General features: G+C 30.2%; 11 protein-coding genes. 8 read left to right on the top strand and 3 right to left on the bottom strand.

Features of this window, described 5'->3' with window-relative positions:
- The first annotated feature begins 552 nt into the window (after positions 1 to 552).
- The 3 genes from tgt to secF all read left to right on the top strand — a co-directional run bounded on the left by tgt (position 553) and on the right by secF (position 5,282).
- The gene (gene tgt / locus ERCISPPA3004_RS02030) at positions 553 to 1,662 is read left to right on the top strand and encodes a tRNA guanosine(34) transglycosylase Tgt (protein ID WP_157990454.1); all 1,110 of its coding nucleotides are present in this window, start codon (positions 553 to 555) and stop codon (positions 1,660 to 1,662) included.
- Positions 1,663 to 2,482: 820 nt separating this feature from the next.
- Complete coding sequence (gene secD, locus ERCISPPA3004_RS02025; protein WP_157990453.1) at positions 2,483 to 4,318, top strand: protein translocase subunit SecD; 1,836 nt, start codon at positions 2,483 to 2,485, stop codon at positions 4,316 to 4,318.
- A 7-nt stretch (positions 4,319 to 4,325) separates the two neighbouring features.
- Positions 4,326 to 5,282 carry a protein translocase subunit SecF gene (secF, locus tag ERCISPPA3004_RS02020; protein WP_157990452.1) on the top strand — a complete coding sequence of 319 codons (957 nt, stop codon included), beginning with the start codon at positions 4,326 to 4,328 and terminating at the stop codon, positions 5,280 to 5,282.
- A gap of 37 nt (positions 5,283 to 5,319) precedes the next feature.
- Here the strand turns inward: secF and prmC are convergent, their stop codons facing one another.
- Both prmC and prfA read right to left on the bottom strand, forming a co-directional pair.
- Positions 5,320 to 6,150, bottom strand: a complete 831-nt coding sequence (prmC, locus tag ERCISPPA3004_RS02015; RefSeq protein ID WP_157990451.1) for a peptide chain release factor N(5)-glutamine methyltransferase — start codon at positions 6,148 to 6,150, stop codon at positions 5,320 to 5,322.
- Positions 6,147 to 7,235: a peptide chain release factor 1 gene (gene prfA, locus ERCISPPA3004_RS02010; RefSeq protein WP_157990450.1), complete on the bottom strand. Its 1,089-nt coding sequence runs from the start codon at positions 7,233 to 7,235 to the stop codon at positions 6,147 to 6,149. The genes prmC and prfA overlap by 4 nt, the downstream gene beginning before the upstream one ends.
- 1,600 nt (positions 7,236 to 8,835) lie before the next feature.
- Here prfA and ERCISPPA3004_RS02005 point away from each other — a divergent pair.
- The 5 genes from ERCISPPA3004_RS02005 (at position 8,836) to ERCISPPA3004_RS01985 (ending at position 14,050) form a co-directional block, all read left to right on the top strand.
- Positions 8,836 to 9,042 (top strand): hypothetical protein, encoded by a 207-nt coding sequence (locus ERCISPPA3004_RS02005; protein WP_157990449.1) that lies wholly within the window; start codon positions 8,836 to 8,838, stop codon positions 9,040 to 9,042.
- The gene (gene lolB / locus ERCISPPA3004_RS02000; RefSeq protein ID WP_157990448.1) at positions 9,017 to 9,601 is read left to right on the top strand and encodes a lipoprotein insertase outer membrane protein LolB; all 585 of its coding nucleotides are present in this window, start codon (positions 9,017 to 9,019) and stop codon (positions 9,599 to 9,601) included. Before ERCISPPA3004_RS02005 ends, lolB begins: the two co-directional genes overlap by 26 nt.
- Positions 9,602 to 9,610: 9 nt before the next feature.
- Positions 9,611 to 10,486 carry a 4-(cytidine 5'-diphospho)-2-C-methyl-D-erythritol kinase gene (gene ispE / locus ERCISPPA3004_RS01995; RefSeq protein WP_157990447.1) on the top strand — a complete coding sequence of 292 codons (876 nt, stop codon included), beginning with the start codon at positions 9,611 to 9,613 and terminating at the stop codon, positions 10,484 to 10,486.
- A gap of 281 nt (positions 10,487 to 10,767) precedes the next feature.
- Entirely contained in the window at positions 10,768 to 11,715 is a 948-nt protein-coding gene (locus ERCISPPA3004_RS01990; RefSeq protein ID WP_157990446.1) for a ribose-phosphate pyrophosphokinase, read from the top strand.
- Positions 11,716 to 13,288: 1,573 nt separating this feature from the next.
- On the top strand, positions 13,289 to 14,050 hold the full coding sequence (locus tag ERCISPPA3004_RS01985; protein ID WP_157990684.1) for an MlaA family lipoprotein: 762 nt from the start codon (positions 13,289 to 13,291) through the stop codon (positions 14,048 to 14,050).
- Positions 14,051 to 14,896: 846 nt separating this feature from the next.
- Here ERCISPPA3004_RS01985 and tyrS read toward each other — a convergent pair.
- On the bottom strand, positions 14,897 to 16,174 hold the full coding sequence (gene tyrS / locus ERCISPPA3004_RS01980) for a tyrosine--tRNA ligase (protein WP_157990445.1): 1,278 nt from the start codon (positions 16,172 to 16,174) through the stop codon (positions 14,897 to 14,899).
- Positions 16,175 to 16,304: the final 130 nt, after the last annotated feature.

Here is a 16,304-nt window from a genome sequence, read left to right as displayed (position 1 = left end):
TTTTATTTTTAACTAAAAATAAAAATTATATATGTTTTATAAAAATATTTTTATAAAATAAAACTTAAAAATATATAAAAATAATATATTTATTTGCCAATATTAATTGTATTAAGTATTGTAATTTCTCTCAAGTTATTTATGCACATTGATTACTAATAGATAGTATAGTTTGATTATATAAAATTTAATATTAATCTTGAACATAAAATAATTTTTTCTTTAAAAAAATAAATACATCAAGTAAAACACTTAACCGAAGATGTAAATATAAAAAGAGTGTTTTTTATTTCATTTTTTTACTGAATAATTGTTACAGAACAGATTGTTTAATGTGTATATTATACAAATTTTCACACTATAGGTTGATTGAAATATATATCTATATTTACATAAATTTATGTTTATTAAAAATGAATACAGAAATGTAACGCTTAGTATTAATAATTAAATTTCAGAAATGCAAAACTAATAATATACGTATTAATGTTTTATGGTATATATCAAAAGTATATTATAGTTTATTTATAAATAGAATTTAATGGAGGACAGGTGCAATTTAAGCTAGATACTACTGATGGATATGCTCGTCGTGGTCAAGTAATTTTTCACAATGGTATAGTAGATACACCAGCATTCATGCCGGTTGGAACCTATGGAGCTATTAAAGGAATAACGTCAGAAGATCTGCAAGAGACAGGTACTCATATAATTCTTAGCAATGCGTTTCATTTATGGTTACGCCCTGGATTGAGAATTATCAAAATGAATGGAGATTTACATAACTTTATGCATTGGAAAGGCCCGATTCTTACTGACTCTGGAGGATTTCAAGTTTTTAGTTTGAGGGGAATTAATAAAATTAGTGAAAAAGGAGTTTATTTTCGTAATCCAATTAATGGTGACTCTATTTTTCTTGATCCAGAGAAATCAATGGAAATACAATATACACTAAATTCTGACATTGCTATGATTTTTGACGAATGCATCCCGTATCCATCTTCTTGGAGCTACAGCAAAAACTCTATGGAAATGTCACTGCGTTGGGCACAACGCAGTCGGAGTTACTTTAATTCTTTAGGTAATCTTAATGCATTATTTGGTATTACTCAAGGGGGAATGTACGAAGATTTACGAGAGATATCCATGCAAGGTTTATTAGATATTGGATTTGACGGGTATGCTATAGGGGGGTTAGCGGTTGGAGAACCAAAAAAAGATATGCATCGTATTCTCCAGCATGCCTGTTCAATATTGCCTCAAAAAAAGCCTCGTTATCTAATGGGTGTTGGCAAGCCTCAGGATATTGTGCAAGCTGTATCTTATGGTGTAGATATGTTTGACTGTGTAGTTCCTACCCGTCATGCTCGTAATGGATGTATTTTTGTTTCTAATGGTATAGTGAATATTCGTAATGCAAGATATAAAGATGATACATTAGTACTTGATCCTGAATGTCATTGCTATACTTGTAAAAATTATAGTCGTTCTTATTTATATCATCTTGATCGTTGTCATGACATTTTAGGTGCGCGATTAAACACAATTCATAACTTGCATTATTATCAGAATCTGATGTTGAATATACGACAAGCGATTTCAGCAGGTACATTGAAAACATTTATTAATCAGTTTTACAATAAGACCGGTTACACTATATAGTATAATTACAGTATGAATTTACTTATTTAATAAATAATTATGGTGCGTGACATATAGAATTGATATTAATCTCTAAGATAGAGCTTAAATAATTTATCTAGTAAGGTAAAAATTTACTAGTCGAGTAGCAGTTATGATTAAATACTATTTTTACTTAGTATAATGATGAATCAATAGAGTTTTAATGTAAAAATATAGTATAATAATTATAGAGTAAGAATAATCAAAATATGACTGCCAAACACTTTATGATGTGTATCATGAAATAGGTATAAAAACAACAAATAAATAAAAAAAGTACAAATAAAAAAATAACACTTAATGAGCTATTGAAGCTGCAGAATATAATAAGTTAGAATGACGAAAATTAATCTGTCTTGTGATGGTGTATGTAAAAATAAAAAAAAATAAAATTTATTTTTTAAAAAAATAAATTTAACACCCTTCAGAAATGTTTATTTTTTTAAAAAAGCCCAAAATTTATAAAAAATATATTAGATTTAATAATTAAAAAAGTTCGATTTAGAACATATGCATTAAATAGCTCTATAGAAATATTTTTATAAAAACTGTTCTAAAAAACTTTTATATTTTTAAGAAACAGCAGAAGAAATATAAAACATAGAAAAAATATTTTATATATCTCACATATAAACTATATATACCCCAAGATGTGATAGTCTAACGAAGAAAGCAAATAGTATTATTATGTAATATATAACTGACCTATAATTATCATATAACATACGTACAATGTAACCTGATTTTTGTTGTAAAGGTCATCACAACATCCTAATTATTTTTTCTTAAGGGCGCTTCCATGTTAAATCGTTATCCTTTATGGAAGTATCTAATGCTAATTTTTATATTACTTATTGGCCTGCTATATGCGTTACCAAACCTATATGGCGAAGATCCAGCTATTCAAATTACCAGCGCGAGCAAAAATATTGTAAATAAAAATGTTCTGGCTAATATTCAAAACGTTTTAAAACAAAACAATATTCAAAGTAAATCTTTTATCTTTGGTTCTGAAGATATTTTCATACGTTTTATAAACACTGATCTACAGTTGAAAGCACAAGAAGTCATTGCTAAATTTCTTGGCAAAAATTACATAGTAGCTCTAAATCTTGCACCGGCAACACCTAAATGGTTGGCCATGTTATCTGCAAACCCGATGAAACTTGGTCTGGATTTACGCGGTGGCGTTCATTTTCTTATGAAAGTGGATATGGATACTGTGATGCATAAATTACAAGAAAATACCCTAGACAAATTGAAACAAAGGCTAACTACACAAGGTATTCATTATATCGATCTCAAAAAAAGCAATCAACTTGAAGTTTTAGTACGCTTCCGTGACAAGGCATCTTATTACAAATTTATTAAGTATTTGGTCTCTTTTCCTTCTGATATCGTTTTTCGGAAACACTCTAATTGTTTCTTAACAGTTAGGCCAAGCGATCGGAACATAAAGATTGCTCGCGAATATGCATTACAACAAAACATACATATTTTACGAAATCGTGTTACTCAATTAGGCTTAGCGGATACTCTTGTACAAAGACAAGGGGATCATAATATCATAGTAGAGATTCCAGGCATTCAAGATACCGCGCGTGCTAAAGAAATTCTTGGCGCTACAGCGATGTTAGAATTTCGTTTAGTTAACTCTATGATCGATTCTCATGGAACTATACCTGATAACTCAGAATTAAAAAAAACACGTGATGGCCAAGTAGTAGTTTTATATAAAAAAGTTATTTTAACTGGAGATCACATTATAGATTCTACTTATAGTGCTAATGAATATAATGAGCCAGAGGTTAATATTTCACTAGATAATGCAGGTGGTAATATAATGTCTAGCTTTACTAGGGGTCATATAGGTCAATTAATAGCAACTCTCTTTACTGAATATAGAGAACACGGTACAAGTAATATGAACACTCAGCTCTCTTTAGAAAAACATGATGAAATTATTAATCTCGCACATATTCAGTCCTCATTTGGTAATTATTTCCGCATTACCGGAATGCGTTACCCAAAAGAAGCACGTCAACTGGCATTACTTCTACGAGCCGGCGCTTTAATTGCTCCAGTACAAATTGTAGAAGAACGCATTATTGGTCCAAGCCTGGCATCACAAAATATTAAACAAGGCATAGAGGCCTGCATATGTGGTCTTTTTGCATCTATTGCTTTTATGATCATGCGGTATAAAATATTTGGATTAGCGGCTACTTGTGCACTTTTGGCTAATTTAATACTTATCGTAGCATGCATGTCAATATTGCCAGGCGCTACTCTTACCATGCCAGGTATTGCAGGTATTGTGTTAACTTTAGTAGTAGCTGTTGACGCTAATGTGTTAATTAACGAACGAATTAAAGAAGAACTACGCAAGCGACATTCTATACAAAAGGCTATTTATATTGGTTATAAAGCAGCTTTTTCAAGCATTTTAGATGCTAATATAACAACGTTAATTAAAGTAATTATTTTATATGTAGTCGGTTCTGGCTCAATTAAAGGTTTTGCAATTACTACTGGGATTGGTATAGCGACTTCTATGTTGACTTCACTAATAGGAACACGTGCTATAATTAATTTAATATATGGCGGGAAACGAATACATAAATTATCCATATGAGGGTAATATGTTTGAAAAAAATGATAATACAGATATAAATTATAGAGAAAATGTAGTTCAATTTATGAATTGGAAGACAACAGCTTTCTCTGTTTCAGCACTTTTATTAATGTTATCATTAATAATTATTAGTATGCGTGGTTTTTATTGGGGCCTTGATTTTACTGGCGGAACAATCATTGAGGTTGTTCTTCAAAAACAAGCTAATTTAGATCATATGCGCAGCAAATTAAAAGAACTTGGTTTTACTAAAATACAGGTACAAAATTTTGGTAGCAGTCATGATTATATAATACATATACCTTTACAAAAAAAGTATCTAAATACTGATTTAGGAGGTCAAATTCTCAGAAGTATTCAACATGCGATTCCAGAAAAAATTAATGTAAAACGTATTGAATATGTAGGTCCTCGTGTTGGAAGCGAGCTATTAATAATAGGAGGAATAGCTTTACTTTCAGCATTGATAGCAATTTTTTTATATATTACTATCCGTTTTGCATGGAGACTAGCTTTAGGGATTGTTCTAGCTTTAATACATGATTTAATTATTACTATTGGCGCTTTATCTCTATTTCAAATAGAGATAGATTTTACCATTATTGCATCCTTGTTGTCAGTAATAGGTTATTCCTTGAATGATAAAATTGTAGTTTCAGATCGTATTCGTGAAAATTGCCGAAAAATCTCTACTATTGCTTCTTCCTTTGTTTGTATTATTAATCTCTCTATAACACAAACATTTCGGCGGACAATTATTACCTCAATTATAACCTTAATGATGGTATTAATTTTATTTATTTTTGGCGGGTCTATGTTAAGGGGGTTTTCATTGACCATGCTCATTGGTATTATTATTGGCACAATTTCCTCTATTTATACATCTTCCTCCTTGGCTCTGCAGTTAGGAATACAGAGGGATCACTTGATTAGTAATAGAGAAGATAAAGTAACAGAAGAATAATTTTCAATTTTTTTATTTGATATCAATGCTTTTAATCTCACAAAAAACGTCCTAAAGTAACACGATCATTACCACCATAATCTTGACATGTCGATATTTCACAGAATTGATTCTCATTCATAATGCATCGAATTATGTTAGCTTGCTTCCAGCCATGTTCTATCAGGAGCCATCCACCGGGTATTAAATGTTTTCCTGATTCTGTTATAATTAACTTAATATCAGAAAGACCACTATCACCAGAAACGAGAGCATGTTTTGGTTCAAAACGAAGATCTCCTTTTAAAAGGTGCTGATCAGTAATATCTACATAAGGTGGATTGCTAACAATCACAGTAAACTTCCGATCTTTTATAGTAGAAAACCATTTACTTAAGATAAAAGTAGCATTTTTTAAACCTAGTCTTCTAGCATTATATTTAGCTAATCTTACGGTAGAGCAGATATAGTCAATTCCTAAAACTGAACAATCTATACGCTCACTAGCTATAGCTAGTGCTATAGCACCACTACCAGTACCCAAATCTAATATACAACAACCTTGAGTTGGCAGATGAGTTAATGCTTGCTCTACTAATATCTCACTATCTGGACGAGGGATCATTACATCAGGCGTAAGATGTAATAGAAGAGACCAAAATTCACGTTGTTTTGTAAGATATGCAATTGGCTCTCCAGAAGAGCGTCGTTCTAATAGTTTTTTAAGCTTTGAGAGACTATAGGATGAGAGAACGCTATCATCAAAACCAATCAACCAGCTTCTAGCTTTACCTGTCACAAACTCTAATAGAATTTCTGCATCTCGATGTGGATTTTCATTGTATTGCAGTTGTTTTATTGCAATCTTCATCCATTCATGTATCTTCATTCATCTTGCTCAGCAGAAAGAGCTGCTAGTTGATCTGCTTGATATTCTTGAGTAATCGGTTTAATAAGGACATCTAGTTTTCCTTCCATTACTTCCTCTAAACGATATATAGTTAGCTGGATACGATGATCAGTAATTCTTCCTTGCGGAAAGTTATAGGTACGATGACGATCCGATCGATCACCGCTGCCTAGCAAATTACGACGTGTCAACGCTGTAGTTTGCTGACAACGAATTTTTTCTGCGTTATGTATACGTGCAGCAAGAACTGAAAGAGCTTTAGCTTTATTTTTATGTTGAGATCGCTCATCTTGACATTCAACTACTATTCCAGTCGGAAGATGAGTAATACGAATTGCTGAGTCGGTCGTATTAACATGCTGCCCTCCAGCTCCAGAAGAACGAAAAGTGTCAATTTTTAATTGATTAATATTAATTACTGAACGCTCAATTTCTGGAAGCTCTGGCATTACCGCTATGGTGCATGATGAAGTATGAATACGACCTTGAGATTCAGTATCAGGCACACGTTGTACACGATGCCCGCCGGATTCAAACTTAAGACGTCCGTAAGCGCCTTTTCCAATAACCTTAGTGATAATTTCTTTATAGCCACCACTTTCACCTTCATGAGCGTTCATAATTTCAACTTTCCAACATTGAGAATCAGCATATCGGCTATACATGCGAAATAGATCACCAGCAAAGATTGCTGCTTCATTACCGCCTGTGCCAGCACGTATCTCTAAATAGCAATTATGTTGATCATCCTGATTTTTAGGTAAAAGAAAAAGATGTAGCTTTTTTTCTAAATAGTTATTAATTTTATATAATGCTTTCAACTCTTCCTGTGCTATGTCACGCATTTCATCATCATTCATCATGTCTCTAGAATTTTTAATATCTTCTTGGTTTTTTTTCCATTTATCAAAATATTGACTAATAGTGATTAACTGAGAATATTCACGGGATAGTATTCGAAAACGTTCTTGGTTAAAAATTACACTAGAATCGCTTAGCATTGTTTCAAGCTCTATATGACGCTCTTGCAAGGACTCTAATTTAGATATTATGGAGAGCTTCATATGTATATGAATACCTTATCAATCTAATTGATCCTATTAAGGTAACAGGTAATATTAAAATAATATTTTATATCAAAAATAAACAACGCGCACTACCATTTTTAAGATTTAGATCTATCATTTTTTAAACTTTTTCACTCTATAGCGTATTTGTCAGTATAAAAGAAAATTTAGTAAAATCAGATGCTGATTTATCATAAAGATCTTATTTATAATAGTGACCACAGAAGTCATAGAATAAATTTGAAATACTCTTAAATTGTCAATGATAGTTACTTGAACGATGCTTAGTAAGAGTAAGAATTTAATCATTAAGCCCTCTATGGATTCGAGAGCATAATGTTTAGCTCCTACAGGATAATATTTTTAGGCATTGTTATTCCACTTCATTTTCAATATATTCTCCATATGTCTTTAGAGATAAAATTATATTTCAAAATTGTAGATATCATTTTTTATATAATTAAATATTATTTAGGTGGATATATTTTTAGATTGAATAAAAATGAATAATCTGATAAATCAACCCGCGTGTATCTATTGAAAATTAATTATTAATTATTGCAATTTACAAGTAAATATCATAATTTTATATGAAATCAACCTGTAAGAGGTTTACTAGTGTGAATGGTTATTTTTATATCAATGTCATGAAAATATAAATCTTTGATTATTATAAAACTATTATTTTCACGTAAGAAGATATAGTTATTGTGATGGGATAAATGATTATTATTTCTATCCCCTTCCATAATTAAGCTGTGATAATTTTTATCAGATTCTCAAGTATAAAAACTATTATTTATATCCAATATAGTATATCAATACTATTGATTATGTCATTAAATATACTACTTTACTTTAAATATTTTTATATATGTATAATAATAACTTTTTAAATTATTAGCTATAGTTAAAAACTAATAATGATCTTATATTGTCTTTTATATTTAATAGAATCTCTGGTAGCTTACAAGAGATGATATAATTAGTTTTATTTTTTCGATCAAGATAATTTTTTATATATCAAAACAGTATAATCCTATTAAAGATATAGGCATGTCAATATAACTTATTGTGGAATAGAGATTAAACGTGTTATAAAATTCCATATATTTTTACTTTTGATATAAAATTTTGTATAGAAAATTAGTTCTACAATCTATATTATATCTTTTTCTACATGATGCTTTTATTTTTTAAATTCATTTAGACCTCTTAGTAAGACAAAATCTATTTAATTTAATATTATACACCTAATACTCTAATTATTTATATTTTATAAAATAGATTCGATCATGTTTATGATATTATTATCAATTAATAAATATCTGTTGAGATAATCCAAATCTATCAAAATACCTGAATCAGGTATTTTTATTATCTTCTTGGAGTACTTTAAAGTATAATGTAATTAAATGTAAGCTAGGTGCTATCTTTATACTTCTAAAATTAAAGCAGAAGAGTTTTAATCTTTACAAGTTTTATATAAAATCATCATGCATATCTTATAATAATGAAAATAATAAATCTTTAATATATTTTTAAATCTGAATAAGATCACCATAATCAATAGGTAAAAACTAGATGACTTAATAGAATGGATATAGCAGACATAATAAGAGGTTTATTAAGAAAATTTTTTTTTGTTTATGGGTTAGCACGCTTAATTAGCATTAAGGCCGGACGCATCACTACAACTGAACTGGTTCTCTTAAGGATCCTATCCTATAATGTTATTATTTTTTCTCCATTTTCGCTTGAAGCAATTAATTTATATTTTGTTGATATTATTAGTAGCATGTAGCCAAGATCATTACTTAACAACAAAAGTTGTCAGTGTAATTAATATTAATTCAAAATGGAATCATCACAAAAAATTAATTAAGGCGCTTACTCAGTATCAAACTCATGGCACATTATTCTTTTACTCTAATAATCAAAAACTATTAGCTCGTTTCTACTGGAAACAAATTTCACTTAATCACTATAAATTTTTATTGACCAATTTATTAGGTATGACAGAGTTAGAATTAGAAAAAAAAGATAAATTGGTCTATATTCATGATAGAGAAGGTGAATATGTTGTTAATGAAAACAATACAGAACAGATAATATATAAATTAACTGGAATTATGATTTCACTAAAAAATTTTAGTCAGTGGATCATGGGACTACCCGGAGATTCTACTCATTTTAGTCTTGATGCAGAGTCTCATTTACGTGAAGTAAGCTTTGGCGCATCACGCAGTCAACTGCATATTTTTTACTTAGGATATCGAAAAACACCCGATAAACTAGAAATGCCTTCTTATATTGAGCTACGTCAGGCTAATCAATGCATTCAGTTAAAACTGGATCAATAGAAAATTATCATGATCACTAAATGGCCTTCACCAGGAAAGCTAAATTTATTTCTGCATATTATTGGTCGGCGCTCTGATGGTTATCATAATCTGCAAACTTTATTTCAATTACTCGATTATGGAGATACTCTCTCGATAAAAAGTAATCAAAGTGGTGAAATTATATTATTAAAATCTTTACCTGGTGTGGTATATGAAAAAAATCTTATTGTCCGTGCAGCAAAATTATTACGTGATCAGGCAAAATTATATGGCAAATTACCTGATCTTGCGGGGGCTACTTTAAAAATAAAAAAAAGATTACCGATCGGTGGCGGCCTAGGTGGTGGTTCATCAAATGCGGCGACTGTCTTAGTGGCACTGAATTATTTATGGAATATAAATTTTAGTGTAGAGCGATTAGCAGCTTTAGGCTTACAGCTTGGTGCTGATGTACCAGTTTTTATTTACGGTTTATCTTCTTTTTCTGCAGGGATTGGTGAACTTCTGACCCCAATAGTGCTTTCTAACAAATGGTATTTAGTAATTTACCCCAATGTTGGTATCAACACCTTTCAAATTTTTAATGATCCTAATCTTACTAGGAACACACCTTATCGTCAGATTAGAGACTTATTATTAGGTGAATCTCATAATGACTGCGAGATTGTTGCTAGAAGTCATTGTAATGAAATTGAACAGCTTATTTCTTGGGTAAAACCGCACGCTCGTCCTCATTTAACTGGCACAGGGTCATGCGTATTTGCAGAATTTTCTACTAAATTATTAGCTTTCCAGGTATTAAGTTTAGTTCCTAAAAGATGGGCAGGGTTTATTGCTCGAGGAATCAACCTTTCTCCATTATACAATATTACTGTACCGCGCTTCGAGAAAAAAGTTAAATGATAATGATTACGTTCAAGTTCTATCATCATCCTCGTGGCATAATAGCTGTCTATTTTTCATTGACAAAAAAATAACTCATGATAAGTAATAAATTCTGATTATTGATTCTTTATTAGATTTAGGAGAAAATAGAAAAAATAAGGACAAAATAAATAAGCAAATACCTTTATCGTTGACATAGCATGTATTCTCTATTTATATCTAAAATATAAACAATGTAAAAAACCAATATTCTACTTAGATTAGTCTCTTTACTAGATGTAAAACCTGAGGTTCTTCTTGTGCCTAATATGAAGCTTTTTGCTGGTAATGCCACTCCAGAATTAGCACAACGCGTTGCGGATCGCCTTCAGAGTAGACTATGTAAGGCTGCTGTAGGTCGTTTTAGCGATGGTGAGGTGAGCGTGCAAATTAATGAGAATGTACGTGGTGATGATATTTTTATTATCCAGTCTACTTGCGCCCCCACCAATGATAATTTAATGGAATTAGTAGTTATGGTTGACGCTCTGCGGCGAGCCTCTGCCGGACGTATTACCGCGGTCATTCCATATTTTGGTTATGCACGTCAAGATCGTCGCGTTCGATCGTCGCGTGTTCCCATTACTGCAAAAGTGATCGCTGACTTTTTATCTAGCGTTGGAGTAGATCGCGTATTAACTGTGGATTTACATGCTGAACAGATCCAAGGGTTTTTTGATGTACCAGTGGATAATGTCTTTGGAAGTCCTATTCTTCTAGAAGATATGTTACAAATTGGTTTAGAAAACCCTATCGTAGTTTCTCCAGATATAGGCGGGGTGGTTAGAGCGCGGGCGATGGCTAAATTACTTAATGATACAGATATGGCAATCATTGATAAACGTCGTCCACGTGCTAATATATCACAAGTAATGAATATCATTGGTGATGTAGCAGAGCGTGATTGTGTATTAGTAGATGATATGATTGATACTGGTAGTACTTTATGCAAAGCGGCAGAGGCTCTTAAATATCGAGGGGCAAAACGTGTTTTTGCATATACTACGCATCCAATTTTTTCAGGAAATGCGGTGAATAATTTACGAAATTCAATGATTGATGAAGTAGTTGTATGTGATACAATTCCATTACCTAAAGAAATTCGTGCTCTATCTACTGTACGTACTCTTACATTATCAGGTATGCTAGCTGAAGCGATTCGTCGTATTAGTAATGAGGAGTCAATTTCAGCTATGTTTGAGTATTAATGGAGTTTTATTATTACTAAATTAGTAATAAATTTGAATGCTGAGTAAGCATGTGTTTGAAAATATACTTGCGCGAGGTTTTTGTAATGTGCGTCTAGTACTTTCGCTCTATATCAATTTTTTAGTATATTTTTATATGCCTTGTATTATCGCTGTCTGATATATTGCATAGGTTTATATAAAATTAATTATGTTATAAAGAGCGTATTATTTCATGTAGGATATTATCCTATATAATTTTACTAAATTCTACTGACAAAGTAGAATTTAGTAAATCATTGCAGAGCAGTGCTTGGTATTATAGGCTTTTATATATAGCCTTATGCAAGGCTATATTACAATATTTAAAGCATCAAGTAAATTTGATGGCTATAGTAAAAAATAAAAATAAAACTCTTGTTCATCTAAAATTTTTACGATATCTAAATTAATTTTTACCACTATTATTAGCGATAAAAATATTATTTATTTTATCTTGCATGGTTATCTTGATCTTATTTTAAATATGATTATTTTTGACAGGGTTTCATTTTTTTACCAGGCTCTTGCGTTCTTTTATACGCACTAGCATGTTGTTTTTCTATAAAAGATATAAACCGTTTATGTGTTGATATGATTTATAATCATTGATATTGCTTTTTAAAACTTGCGTATATCCTCAAATTAATATTCTTATTTTTTTCATATAATTTAGCATATCAGAATAAAATTTAGCGTATTGATGTACAATAAGTTATATATAAATTAATAATTACTATAATTATTATTATAGATTGCTCAAATTAATATTTTATTTAATTAAAATTTATTTTACCCATGTCATTAATGTAGCCACACGAATTTATATTAAAAATAACAAAACCATGATTAATAGAATAAAAATCAATCTGATAATCATTATATTTGTCCTAAATAAAGCATACTAGATAATTTCGTTAATATTATTTTTAAAATTGTTTATATTATTAAGGTAAATCGTGCATTGATTACTAATACGAATCATTTTATTGGTTGCATTAAACAATTTATTATTTTTTTTTACATAATTAATAATATTAACTTATAAAGACAACATAGTTTAAGGCAAATGATACTCATTTATTTTATGCTATAAATCCTAAATATGGCAAACATTATAATAATGTAACGCCAATCATTTCTTTAAGCTAAAATACAACATCAGCTATGCATAGAAAAGCTTATGTAGTATGAATATAATTCAAATATTTAAAGCGGTGTTTTTTATAGCTACATTACATATTTAAAGTGATAAAAACGATAAAAATTATTAATGTTTTTATAAAATAAAATTTTGCTTAATTATCAAAAAATTTTTATGCATTAAAATAACTAGCGTTCGAGTTACATATTAAGTTTTACGATCTAAAGTATTATTTAGTTTTAGACATACATAAATGTATAGGATATGTTAAGAGATAGAGAGAATAGTATATTTTTACAGATAAGATTATCATAAGGTTTAGTATGGTTAGGTTTTATCATGTATAATCTAGAATCATTAGTTTTGGATGATTCATCGAAACTGATTACTTTAGAAAAGGAAAAATACTCTGTGAGCCGTCAGATCACAAAATTAGTGTTTGCAGGTATTCTCATGACAGGTTGTATCAGTTTGCCTGTAAAGAGTGGAATTCCTATAGAACATAAAGACCCACTAGAAGGTATTAATCGCGTTATCTTTAATTGGAATTATAATATTTTAGACCCTTATATCATACGCCCATTAGCGTTATTATGGCGAGATACCTTACCTATCCCTATTCGTCATGGGCTGAGGAATGTTACCAAAAATCTTAGCGAGCCTAGCTCAATAGTCAACTACTTACTTGAAGGTAACCCATATAAGGCAGGATTACATTTAAATAGATTACTTTTAAACACCTTATTAGGTATGGGCGGATTAATTGATGTTGCTAGCATGACCAATCTAGCATTAGAACAAGAAGAACATCGAGCATTTGGTAGCATATTAGGTCATTATAAAATTTGCTATGGGATTTATATTGTCATACCTATTTACGGAAGTTTTACGCCTCGGGAAGATCTTGGGGGGCTTGTAGATTATATCTACCTACCATATCATTGGTTTACATGGTGGGTGTCTGTTGGAAAGTGGTTTTTAGAGGGTATTGAAACTCGCGCTCAACTTTTAGATTATGACAATGTTATAAAAGAAACCAAAGATCCCTATGTGTTTGTAAGGGAATCTTATTTCCAGTATCATGATTTTTTAGCTAAAGATACCAATCTAGCGCATATAGACCATCTAGATGAATTATCTATACAGAATATTGCAAATGAGATTGATTCATAACATCATTAGAATTTAATGTTATTCATAGATGCATACAAACTGAATGACATAATAACTAGGTAATCTTTCTTTTAAAAGAAATGAATTAAGTTTTTATGCAATTTAATCTTTACATGTAAAAAGATATGTATCATTTGTAGAATGTTATTTACGCTCCGATCATTTTTTTTAAAAATTATAAAAGACATATTATTGTGTATTTTATAAAGGTCACCTTTACCTACAAACGTTGTTTTAATATAGATGATGATCTGATAATCTAAATAAGACACATTATGGGTATTTATAAAATATAGAATAAATTGAATTTATCGAATTAATGTATATTCTGTAACAACTAGATGTTACGGTTTAATCAATTTTTCATTTAAAACTTATTTGTACCCTGTTAAAAGACTACAAATATACCTTTATATTAAAAATGCTTTTAAGTATCAACTGCTCTATCCTGTTGAGATAATTAGTATTATCTAGATAAGATTAATTTTATTCAAAATAAGCTGCAGCCTTAATGTACACAGTACTAAATATAAAACTAGATGAGGAATATATACTGTGTGGTGATTAGTTCGTTCTTTCATAGAAAAAGAAAGGAAGATCTTATTGAATATATGCTCTGTAAGTATGTAATGATTTATATCATACTATAATTGCTAGCTGACATAATTTTACATAAAATATTTACTTAATCTTTTTTGAAGAGGATAAGTTTTTCTTCAGAGATTTAATAATATTAAATAATTAAATATGGATCATAAGCTTGAAATTTATGTAAATATTTTTACTTTACTCGGAAATTTTTTTATAACAATTAATATTGTTCGGAGTGCTAAATACCGTTATTATTTATTTTAACCAAATGATTACAACATAATGTTTCTTCCCCCGGCACAAAAAAGTATATTTACCAAATAATTTATCTGATTGGCAGAAGATATATCCACTATCAGTCTTTAAATGACCATTAACATTAATAGCGTGCGAAGTAATTAACTTTTTTGCATGACCTCTCGAAGTTGCGAGTAAGGCGCTTACTAATGCTTGTTGTAAATCTTTAGATTCCTTAAAGATAATATTTTGCGCACCGTCTTCCAGTATTTTTTTAATATCCTCTTCTGTTAGTTCTGTTATGTGTCCAGAAAATAAACTTTGTGTAATCCTACGCGCTGCCGAGAGGCCTTGATGTCCATGTACTAATTCAGTTACTAGTTCAGCTAGTATTTTTTGAGCAGAGGGGGCACGGTCTCGACTTTTATCTTCATTTTGTAATGCTTGTATATCATGTATACTCATAGAGGTAAAAATTTTTAAAAAACGATATACATCAGAATCTGCAGTGCTCATCCAGAACTGATAAAATTTGTATGGACTAGTTTTTTTTGCATCTAACCATATAGTTCCATCTTCAGTTTTGCCAAACTTAGTTCCATCAGGTTTTGTAAGAAGCGGCAATGTTATACCAAAAACTTGTGTCTGATTGATGCGTCTAGTAAGATCAATACCTGAAATAATATTGCCCCATTGATCTGATCCACCAATTTGTAAAATTACATTATGATGTTTATTTAAGTAAGTAAAGTCATATGCTTGTAATAAGTTATAGGAAAATTCAGTAAAAGAAATACCTTGGTGATTGCGATGTAATCGTTTTTTTACTGCCTCTTTGTTAATCATTTGATTAATAGAAAAGTATTTACCAATATTACGTAGGAATTTTATCATGCTCATGGTGTGAAACCATTCATAATTATTTACTATAATAGCGTTATTATTTTTACAATAAAAATCTAAAAAATGAGCAAGTTGACGATGAATTACTTCTGTCCATCGAACTACATCTAGTACATTACATAACATACGCTCATCTGCTTTAAAGCTTGGATCCCCAATCAGACCGGTGGCGCCTCCTAGTAATAGGATAGGCTTGTGACCTTCATTTTGAAATTTTTTTAAAAATAACAATGGCACTAAATGTCCAACATGTAAACTATCAGCAGTAGGGTCTAAACCGCAATAGAGTGTTATTGTTTTTTGTTCTAATTGTTTTTGTAAGTTGTTTTTATCAGTGATCTGGTGAACTAAGCCTCTTTCTTCTAGTTCTTTTATGAGATTACTGTTAGGCATGTTAGACTCCATTTAATAATCTATATTCAACCGATCTTATTTATAAATATCAATACTAGTCTTATGTTATTTTTCTATGATGCATCTTCAATAAATATAACTATTAAATCCCTTATAAAAATAGGAATCT

Origin of the sequence: Candidatus Erwinia haradaeae (assembly GCF_900698995.1) — a bacterium.
Taxonomy (GTDB): domain Bacteria; phylum Pseudomonadota; class Gammaproteobacteria; order Enterobacterales; family Enterobacteriaceae; genus Erwinia_E; species Erwinia_E haradaeae_C.
This window is presented reverse-complemented; position numbering and strand designations above follow the sequence as displayed.

Bases quoted from the DNA above. Each gene is read 5' to 3' on its own strand.
- tyrS (WP_157990445.1), bottom strand. From the start codon at position 16,174: ATGCCTAACAGTAATCTCATAAAAGAACTAGAAGAAAGAGGCTTAGTT.
- secD (WP_157990453.1), top strand. From the start codon at position 2,483: ATGTTAAATCGTTATCCTTTATGGAAGTATCTAATGCTAATTTTTATA.
- secF (WP_157990452.1), top strand. From the start codon at position 4,326: ATGTTTGAAAAAAATGATAATACAGATATAAATTATAGAGAAAATGTA.
- ispE (WP_157990447.1), top strand. From the start codon at position 9,611: ATGATCACTAAATGGCCTTCACCAGGAAAGCTAAATTTATTTCTGCAT.
- prfA (WP_157990450.1), bottom strand. From the start codon at position 7,235: ATGAAGCTCTCCATAATATCTAAATTAGAGTCCTTGCAAGAGCGTCAT.
- ERCISPPA3004_RS02005 (WP_157990449.1), top strand. From the start codon at position 8,836: ATGGATATAGCAGACATAATAAGAGGTTTATTAAGAAAATTTTTTTTT.
- prmC (WP_157990451.1), bottom strand. From the start codon at position 6,150: ATGAAGATACATGAATGGATGAAGATTGCAATAAAACAACTGCAATAC.